Here is a 9640-nt window from a genome sequence, read left to right as displayed (position 1 = left end):
TGTAATACCATTAACCATTCAAAATTTGTTATAACGAAACATAAATCCATTATTAATAGAACTGAAGGTTAAACTAAATTCAATATTTTTTGATAAGTTATTTTGAAAAAGAGGAATTTAGTATATACTTATAGAATAACTCAATATCAGTCGAACATACCTCCTCGGAAAAATTTAATATGCCATGCTTAAGGTTCCTTTGTATAAAGGATCTAAAAGGGGAAGTCGGTGAAAATCCGACGCGGTCCCGCCACTGTAAACAAGGAGTTCTCTACTAAATCCTACCCACAACGTCTGGATGGGTAAGAGAATGATGATTTGAAGCCAGGAAACCTGCCTTAAGTAACATCACAAACCTACGAGCGATAGGAGATGTGTGTGTTTATTTAGGGTAAACCATACGAGCCGCTCAGGCTCGTTTTTTAGTACTTATCAGAAAGTATTTATCAACGACAAACTATGAAAGAGGGGTAATGTATGTTACAGGTCATCGGTATCGGCCCCGGAAGGCCGGAATGGTTGCCCCCTGCAATCACTGAACTTGTCAAGAACTGCGAAATTCTAATTGGGGGGTCTCGGGCTCTAGAGCTTTTTCCTGATTTCATAGGGCGCCAGTATACCTTGTCCGGTAACCTAGCCAGCAGTGTTGAAGTTATCAGAAATGCATTACTGGAAAGGAAAGTTGTTGGGGTCCTGGTCTCCGGCGATCCTGGGTTTTTTAGTTTTTTACCCAGACTAAAGAAGGAATTTCCAGAAGAGAGAATCGATGTTCATCCTGGGATCAGTTCTCTTCAATTTGCTTTTGCCAGAGCTGAACTTCCCTGGCAGGAAGCAACCTTTGCCAGTGTTCACGGTCGAGAGCTATCCGTACTTCCTCAAGTGATTACTCGTCCAACTGCGGTTTTAACCGGCGGGGAAAATAGTCCTCAGAAGATAGCCCAACACTACTTGAATCGCGGTTATAATCCGACGATTTCCATTGGGAATGCCCTTGCTTATCCAGAGGAACTTTGGGCGACAATGGATGCGGAACGATTAGCTCGGGAAACGACCTTATTAAAAAATGCCATTGTCATTCTACATCCCACTGCAGGGCAGGATGCCAACCCCTCCTTCAATCAGGACCCAAATCAGGATTACAGGCAAAGTATTAATCAGGCTCAACCTCAGACACTTAACAATCCTACTAAAAAACCGGTCGGGTCCAGGCTTGGAATTCCAGACGAAGAGTTTCTGAGGGGCAAAGTTCCCATGACCAAAGCGGAAATTCGTGTGCAAGTACTCGCCAAAGCCCAAATTTCAAAACACGACCAGGTTGTGGATATCGGGGCAGGTACAGGAAGTATTAGTATCGAAGCAGCAGGCCTGGCTTCTGAAGGAGTCGTTTATGCCATTGAGCATAATCCAGAGGCTCAAGAGCTCATCTTTGCTAATCAACATAAGTTTAACGTCTCAAATCTTCGTTTAATTCCTGGAGCAGCACCTGATGTCTTCAATGAGCTGCCACCCGTCGATGTCTGTATAATTGGCGGGAGTAATGGGCGGTTAGCAGAAATCCTAGAAACAGTTCCCCTTATTGAAGGGGGAAGAATCGTGATTACAGCAGTGACTATCGAAACTGTGGCTCAAGGCTTAAAACTGCTCACAGACTTTAATTATCAGGATATCGACACCGTGTCGATTCAAGCAGTTCGCTGGAAAGCAGTACAAACCTTGCATATGGCTCAAGCATTGAATCCAATCTTTATAATTTCAGGACGAAAAGGGGAAAAGTGATGAATACAACTTGGGGAAAATTTTATGGTGTCGGAGTCGGTCCTGGTGACCCTCAGCTCTTGACCTTGCAAGCGGTTCAGGTCCTTCAATCGGTTGATTTGGTAGCTATCCCAAAATCCAAAATGGACCGAGAAAGTGTCGCTTGGGATATTGCTAAAATACATTGTCCCTCAAATGTACGACTTGTCGAGCTTGAAATGCCCATGACTTCAGATCAGCAGGTTTTAGCAAAGGCTTGGTTCGATGGAGCTCAAACCATCTTAGCCGAATTAAAACAGGGAAAATCTGTGGCCTTCATCACCCTGGGTGATCCTTCACTTTATAGTACGTATACTTACTTGCTTAACAATCTCCAAGATGAATTACCTCAGGAATGTATTGTAACTGTACCTGGGATCATGGCAATGGCAGCCGCAGCAGCCAAGATTAATTTGCCCCTTGCCACGGGGGATGAGCCTCTCCTTGTCTTACCAAGCACTGAAGATGTGGGAGAATTTCTTGATTTCCCAAATTTGATCTTAATGAAAGTATCCAGAAGACTTCCCGAAATTTTGACGCTGCTTGAAGAACACGACAGAAAAGCAGTCTTGTTAACTAGACTAGGACAATCCGAAGAGAAAATTCGCTGGGAACCTAAACCTGAGGATTTCCAATCCGAAAAAATCGATTATCTGAGTTTGTTACTAGTCAAAAAAGACTTATTAGGGAGGGAAAACAGTGAACCAGAAAAAAACTAATGGCGAAGTCATCTTCGTAGGAGCTGGTCCGGGGGATCCTGAACTGATTACACTTAAAGGATCTCGTGCGTTGGAGCAAGCAGACCGAGTGATTTATGCTGGGTCTTTGGTTAACCCAAAAATATTAGAAATCTGTCGTCCAGGAACCCCTTTCCATGACAGCGCCCATCTAACCCTTGAAGAGGTGGTTGCTTTGATGTTGGAAGGAACCAAAAATGGAGAAACAATTGTCCGTCTTCATACAGGAGATCCCAGTATGTATGGAGCAATCAAAGAACAATTTGAATACCTGGATAAGCAAGAAATACCCTATTCCGTCATTCCAGGGGTTAGCTCAGTCTTTGCAGCCGCTGCAGCTGTAAAACGTGAATTTACGTTGCCAGATATCAGCCAAACCTTGATTCTAACTCGCTTAGCTGGACGCACTCCAGTTCCTGAGCGTGAGGCACTGGCCAAATTAGCGCAGCATCAAACCAGTATGGCGATTTTCCTAAGTGTTCAGGATATGGGATCCGTTGTTCAAGCGTTACTAGAAGGTGGTTATCCAGCCTCAACCCCTATTGCCGTGGTCGCTAAAGCGAGTTGGCCAGATGAAGAGGTTCTTCTGGGAACCTTGGAAACTATTGTAGAGAAGGTTAAAGAGGCAGGGATTCGTAAACAGGCTCAGATCCTAGTTGGGGATTTCTTAGATCCGGCCAAGGGATATGCTCGTTCAAAGCTCTATGATCCAACCTTTACGCACGAATATCGACAAGGGACAGAGAAGTGAAATCCGACATGGTCGAAAATTTAGATCTAAAATCAAATGTAACTCTTATATCGTTGACGGATCGTGGGTTAGATACGATCCTGCGTATTGGAGAGGGTCTTCCGAAGACCGTTGCTCGAAGGTTTTATATCCACGAAAAAGTAGTTGAGCAAGGAAACAATCAACCTTTTTCCCGCTTGAGCGATATTGTCCCAAGCCTTTGGCAAGAGTCTTCAGTTCTAATTTTTGTCATGGCAACTGGAATTGTGGTGCGTCAAATCGCCTCATTAATAGAAGGAAAAGATCAAGACCCAGCAGTGCTGGTCTTAGATGAAAACGGAAAATTTGTGATTCCTTTGTTGTCCGGGCATTTAGGCGGAGCCAACGCTTGGGCTAATCTAATCTCTGATCTGATTGGAGCAGTGCCCGTTATAACGACAGCCACGGATGTGAGGGGGATGACAGCACCCGACGAATACGCCCGCAGATATGGCTGGAAAGTGGAACCTGTCCATCATTTACCTAAGGTTAATCGTTTGCTTTTAGAGCAAAGACTCCTCAAGGTCTGGGCAAATCACCCTTGGCAACCAGAGCATAAAACATGGCTTAGTGATCCCCATTATCGTTTTTTATCTGAAAACGAAAAAGACCAAGCGAATGTTATAATCGATGCTTTTCCTAAGTCAAATCTTAAGTCCGATTGCCTGTACTTAATACCACCCATCCTAAGTATCGGGGTGGGATGCCGACGAGGGGTTGCTAGGGAAGTCATTTTGGATAGAATCACGTCAGCAGTTGAACAGCTAGGAGCCTCCCTGAAAGCGATCTCGGGAATTTATAGTATTGACCTGAAATCTGATGAAGTTGGTCTAATTGAAGCGGCTAAGTACCTGAGGGTCCCGTTTCAAACCTTTCCTGCGGATGAATTACAATCCGTAAATCTTGAAGAACAGTTAAATCGATCAAACTTTGTAAGCGAAAAGATAGGAGTGGACGGTGTATGCGAAGCAGCGAGTTTACTGGGAGCCAAAAGGGGACGGCTAGTCCTGCCGAAAACCAAGGGTCAGGGGGTCACAGTGGCGATCAGCCTAGAAAACTTTTTGTAGTGGGCCTCGGACCTGGGGATCAAGACCATATGACAGCAAAGGTTCAATCCGTATTAAATGAGGTGGAATACATTGTGGGTTATAAAACCTACATAGACCTCATTCGGCCGTTTTTAACCCATCAGCAAATTGTGGCGACGGGGATGCGACAAGAAATTGATCGCTGCCGTGAAGCGATTAGAATTGCCGCCGAGGGTCATCGAGTCGCTGTCGTAAGCAGTGGAGATGCTGGAGTATACGGCATGGCGGGGATTATTATTGAATGTCTAGAGCAAGAAAACCTGTTGGATCTACCCTTAGAAATCATTCCTGGAGTAACGGCAGCCTCAGCAGCGGCTTCTATGTTAGGCGCTCCTTTAATGCATGATTTTGCCGTGGTCAGCTTAAGTGATTTGTTAACTCCGTGGGAAGTTATTGAGAAGAGAGTGCGCTTAGCAGCCGAGGGAGATTTTATCTTCGCGTTATATAATCCGAAAAGCAAAGGTCGTCCTCAACATATTGAGACAGTACAGGAGATTATTCTGCGTTACCGCCGACCGGAAACTCCTGTTGGTCTGGTTCGAGAAGCCTTACGGGGTGAGGAATCAAGCGTTGAAATCACCACGTTAGGCGATTTTACGAATCACCCCATCGATATGCTCACCACTGTCATAATCGGAAACTCGCAAACCCGGATTGTTGGTCCTTATATGGTGACTCCTCGAGGGTATAAGCTGTGAGGCTTTTGGTCTTAGCAGGAACAGAGGATGGGCGTGAACTAGCTGATGCCCTAAAGCAACGCGGGCATGAGGTATTAGTCTCGACCCTAACTGCCTATGGTGCTGATTTAGCACAGGGTCAAGGACTGCAAGCGCGCTCGGGAGCCATGGATGAACAAAGTCTTACCGATCTTCTAAAGGCTAATTCCTTTCAAGCGCTAGTGGATGCAACTCATCCTTACGCGGTACGGGTAAAAGAAATGGCCAAAAAAGTCTGCTCGGATTTATCTCTACCTTATTTGCGATGGGAACGCTCAGCCTTAGAAGTGCCGGATCACCCTCTCCTTCATTGGGCAAAGGACATACCAACTGCGGCACAGATTGCAGAGAGGTTAGGAAATCGAATTCTGCTCACGACTGGAAGCAACGGGTTGCCTGAATGGTCAGCTCATCCTTCAATGAAGGACAAAGCCCTTTATGTTCGTGTCCTGCCTACTTCTGAGGTGTTAGTAAAATGTGAATCCTTAGGCTTTAAACCCAATCAAATCATCGCTGCTCAAGGACCGTTTTCTCAAGAGTGGGATGAAGCCATGTTTAAGCAATTAAACATTGAAGTCGTAATAGCTAAGGAAAGTGGAAAAGTAGGCGGAACCCTGGAAAAAATACAAGCATGTCTCAGCTTAGACATACCATTAGTTCTTCTTAAACGACCGACCGAAGAGGACTCAAATAGTTTAACCTTAAATGAATTTATCAAAAATTTGGAGGAATCGATATGAAATCATCAGAGATTATTATCTTAGGACACGGCAGCCGACGTGCAGAGGCCAACCAAGGACTTTTAGTGGTCGCTGAAAAAGTGAGTAAATTAATGGGCCAGCCTGTAACCCCAGCCTACATGGCTCATGATAAACCTAGTCTGCCAGAAGCAGTGGAAGCAAAGATTCAAAGCGGTGCGTCTAAAATTGTCATAATGCCGCTCTTTCTTTTCCGCGGAATGCATGTGACAGTGGATATTCATGAGGAATTGCGTGAAATTCGAGAAAAGCATCCTGAAGTGGAGATTATCTTTACTAGAGAACTGGGAGCGGATGACGGGATTGCAAGCTTGGCCAGCCTGCGCATTAAGGAGGCTTTAGGGGAATGACAGCAGACTTCATTTTAGACCCGGGCCAAATCGAAACTGAAAGTATGCGGATTATACGGGCTGGACTAACACGTCCTTGGTTGGAAGCGGACTTCCCAGTTGTCGAACGTATTATTCATACAACCGGGGATCCCTCCTTAGAATCCTCAATTGCCATTCACCCAGAAGCAATCGCTTGTGGACTCAAGGCTTTGCAAGAGGGCGCAAACGTCATCACGGATGTTGAGATGGTTCGGGCAGGAATCTCCAAGGAGAAACTAAAATCCTTGGGAGGAACTGTGGAATGTTTTCTAAATACCCCTGGGGTGCCTGAACAAGCAAAAGCTTGGGGGATCACCCGCTCGATGACCGCTTTTCGCATGAATGCGGACCGCCTTCGCGGCTCAATTGTGGCAATCGGCAATGCGCCAACTGCTTTAATCGAAGTTTTACGTTTAGCAGAAAATCCAGAGACTCGACCTGCTTTGATCGTCGGAATTCCGGTAGGCTTTATCGGGGCGAAAGAATCTAAAGATTTATTATGGGAGCACCAAGAGTTTCCCTCAATTACCGTACTCGGGACGCGGGGAGGAAGCCCCATAGCTGCAACGGTGGTTAACGCTTTGATTTATACCGTCTTGAAACAGAGATAGCACTTTGGAAACTCAAACAACCCAAGAAAATGTGTCATCTACAAACGTTATTTCTTGAAGCACATGGAAGCAAGAGAACCGTCCCTTTGCTTCCTTAGAAAAAGAGGGTGAAAATGATGTCTTCAAATAATCAAACAACTGCCAAGCTTATGATTCAAGGAACCTCTTCCAGCGTAGGAAAGAGCGTGTTGGCGGCAGCGTTTTGTCGGATATTTTACCAAGAAGGATATCACGTAAGTCCCTTTAAGGCACAAAATATGGCACTCAATTCTTTTGTGACCACTTCAGGTGGAGAGATGGGCAGGGCGCAGGTAGTCCAGGCTCAAGCTGCCGGTGTTGAACCAGATGTAAGAATGAACCCCATTTTACTAAAACCCAGTGGTCCAACGGGATCTCAGGTTGTTATTATGGGTAAGTCTCAAGGGAATGTGACAGCTCTGCGTTATCATGGAGAATATCAGCGTATGACTTGGTCGTATGTGACGGAAGCTCTCTACGGACTGCTCGACGAGTATGAAATGGTGGTTATCGAAGGGGCAGGAAGTCCGGCGGAAGTCAATCTTAAATCCAACGACATTGTCAATATGCGTGTAGCCATGGAAATCAATTCTCCTGTTTTGCTAGTAGCAGATATTGATCGGGGTGGGGCCTTGGCCTCAGTTGTAGGTACTTTAGAATTAGTAGAACCCGAAGAACGAGCACTGATCAAAGGGATTATTTTCAATAAATTTCGTGGGGAAATTAAACTTTTGCAACCGGCCTTAGATTTCATTGAAGAAAAAACAGGAATCCCAGTCGTTGGGGTTGTTCCTTATTTTAAGATCCGTATTCCGGATGAAGATTCAGTTGCCATCAATGAAGCTGCCGAAAAGCCCTCGGTTTCTTTAGAGGAACAATTGGACGTTGCGGTTATTCGTCTACCCTACATCTCCAACTTTACAGACTTCGATGCCCTTCAAGATGAACCGGATGTTTCAGTGCGTTATGTTACGGATCCAGCAAACCTAGGAAAACCAGATCTCCTAATTATTCCAGGCAGTAAAAATACCCTTGCAGATTTGCGTTTTCTTCATGAAAGCGGTATAGGAAAACATATCCAAACACTTTGTGCAGAAGAGATTCCTGTTATCGGAATTTGTGGTGGTTACCAAATGATGGGACGCCTAGTAAAGGATCCGCTGCATACAGAATCTGAGCTTGAAGAAGTATCAGGACTAGGTATACTGCCGATGGTGACGGAATTTTATCCTCAGAAGCATACTGTCCAAAGTAAAGGAACCATCCTGACCAATCATGGATTTTTCAAAGCCTGCACCGGAGAAACTGTCGTTGGTTATGAGATTCACATGGGCCGAACCACGATGGATGAAGGGCATTCACCCCTCTTTAACCTGACCTCGAATGAAGAATCTAATGTCGATGGAATGCAGGTAGGTAATGCCTATGGCACCTATTTACATGGAATTTTCGATAATGACAGCTTACGAACATCACTTTTAAACTGGCTTTGGCAGCGCAGGGGTTCCCAGAGGCCTGTCGAAGCGTCACTCTCCCAGGCAGCACTTCGTGAATCAGCGTTTAATGAGTTGGCAGATTTAGTCCGACAAAATGTCGATCTGGAGCGTATTCGAGCCATTATGGGCTTAAGGACAGAATCTTAGGTAAGACCAGAAGCATAGAACTCCCCTTAATCGGTGGGAGTCTAGGAAGTGAATATTAATGATCGAGATGTTTAGTATGTACGGAGCGGTTTTTCCCATAGCTCTTCTTATTGGATTTATTCTGGATCAAGTTATAGGTGATCCACGCAGCTGGCCTCATCCGGTGGTGGGAATCGGAAATGTCATCAGTTTTTTCGAACGTAAACTTAATCATGGATCTCCTGAGGTACGTCGCCGTAAGGGGGTTTGGCTAGTGTTCCTCATTGTGGGTGGGAGTTATCTGCTCACTTGGGCTGTCATATCCTTAGGGAACGCAGTTCATCCCCTAGTCGGTTTAGCTTTAAGTGCATATTTCATATTCACGACCTTAGCTAGTAAATCCCTTTTGGAGGCGGGGCAAAGTGTCCTACGTCCTTTACAAAAAGGGGATATAAGTGAGGCTCGTACCCGGCTTTCCTGGTTAGTCAGCCGTGACACAGCCAATCTTAAGGAAGCGGAGATTGCCAGGGGAACCGTCGAGACACTTGCTGAAAACTTTGTCGATGGGATTTTGTCTCCGCTTTTCTTTGCGGCTCTTGGAGGAGCACCCTTAGCTATGGCCTTTAAAGCGGTTAGCACTTTGGATTCCATGGTGGGCTATCGGAACGAACGCTATGAGGAGTTCGGCTGGTTCTCGGCACGGACGGATGATTGGGCGAATTACGTGCCGGCTCGCTTATCAGTTCCTATTTTGCTCCTGGCAGGATGGTTAATGAGAATGCCAGTCGATCATGCTTATCGTATGTGGAAACGAGATGCTTCGGGTCATCCAAGTCCCAACGGCGGAAATCCAGAAAGTGTGGTTGCTGGTTTGCTGGGTATTCAACTGGGTGGGATCAATATCTATCATGGAAAGACTCATCACCGAGCAGAGATGGGAGATGCTCTCCACCCTGTAAATGCCACAGACATAGCTCGCTGCCGGCAGTTGGTACAAACTGCAACCTGGTTGGCACTTATTCCTACATTAATTTTAGCTTATATAGGACTTATGTAGTATAAATGAAGATCACATGTTTGAGGTTCGATGAGCGTGCCAAAAGGATCGTCCCCGTGACACGCTCTCTCGAACCACGAACTACGACTATCGAACATC

The 9640-nt window shown here is 45.5% G+C and carries 10 protein-coding genes and 1 riboswitch; all 10 genes read left to right on the top strand.

What is annotated here, in order from left to right:
- Positions 1–174: 174 nt before the first annotated feature.
- Positions 175–356: riboswitch (cobalamin riboswitch) on the top strand.
- A 121-nt stretch (positions 357–477) separates the two neighbouring features.
- Positions 478–1776, top strand: coding sequence for a precorrin-6y C5,15-methyltransferase (decarboxylating) subunit CbiE (gene cbiE / locus HGJ98_RS12460; RefSeq protein WP_291351735.1), 1299 nt, complete (start codon positions 478–480; stop codon positions 1774–1776).
- A complete protein-coding gene (gene cobI / locus HGJ98_RS12455) occupies positions 1776–2513 on the top strand; it encodes a precorrin-2 C(20)-methyltransferase (protein ID WP_291351734.1) in 738 nt (245 codons plus the stop codon). Before cbiE ends, cobI begins: the two co-directional genes overlap by 1 nt.
- Positions 2494–3282 carry a precorrin-4 C(11)-methyltransferase gene (gene cobM / locus HGJ98_RS12450; protein ID WP_291351733.1) on the top strand — a complete coding sequence of 263 codons (789 nt, stop codon included), beginning with the start codon at positions 2494–2496 and terminating at the stop codon, positions 3280–3282. The genes cobI and cobM overlap by 20 nt, the downstream gene beginning before the upstream one ends.
- Positions 3279–4367, top strand: a complete 1089-nt coding sequence (locus HGJ98_RS12445) for a cobalt-precorrin 5A hydrolase (protein WP_291351732.1) — start codon at positions 3279–3281, stop codon at positions 4365–4367. Before cobM ends, HGJ98_RS12445 begins: the two co-directional genes overlap by 4 nt.
- Positions 4368–4396: 29 nt before the next feature.
- Positions 4397–5086, top strand: coding sequence for a precorrin-3B C(17)-methyltransferase (cobJ, locus tag HGJ98_RS12440; protein WP_291351736.1), 690 nt, complete (start codon positions 4397–4399; stop codon positions 5084–5086).
- Positions 5083–5844, top strand: a complete 762-nt coding sequence (gene cobK, locus HGJ98_RS12435; protein WP_291351731.1) for a precorrin-6A reductase — start codon at positions 5083–5085, stop codon at positions 5842–5844. The genes cobJ and cobK overlap by 4 nt, the downstream gene beginning before the upstream one ends.
- Entirely contained in the window at positions 5841–6212 is a 372-nt protein-coding gene (locus HGJ98_RS12430) for a CbiX/SirB N-terminal domain-containing protein (protein WP_291351730.1), read from the top strand. Before cobK ends, HGJ98_RS12430 begins: the two co-directional genes overlap by 4 nt.
- A complete protein-coding gene (locus HGJ98_RS12425; RefSeq protein ID WP_291351729.1) occupies positions 6209–6844 on the top strand; it encodes a precorrin-8X methylmutase in 636 nt (211 codons plus the stop codon). Before HGJ98_RS12430 ends, HGJ98_RS12425 begins: the two co-directional genes overlap by 4 nt.
- 116 nt (positions 6845–6960) lie before the next feature.
- Positions 6961–8505: a cobyric acid synthase gene (locus tag HGJ98_RS12420; RefSeq protein WP_291351728.1), complete on the top strand. Its 1545-nt coding sequence runs from the start codon at positions 6961–6963 to the stop codon at positions 8503–8505.
- A gap of 58 nt (positions 8506–8563) precedes the next feature.
- Complete coding sequence (gene cbiB, locus HGJ98_RS12415) at positions 8564–9541, top strand: adenosylcobinamide-phosphate synthase CbiB (RefSeq protein ID WP_291351727.1); 978 nt, start codon at positions 8564–8566, stop codon at positions 9539–9541.
- Positions 9542–9640: the final 99 nt, after the last annotated feature.

Source organism: Desulfosporosinus sp. (assembly GCF_014237355.1).
In the GTDB taxonomy this organism is placed as follows: Bacteria; Bacillota; Desulfitobacteriia; order Desulfitobacteriales; family Desulfitobacteriaceae; genus Desulfosporosinus.
Note: the sequence above shows the minus strand (reverse complement) of the source record. Positions and strands in the feature narration are given on the sequence as shown.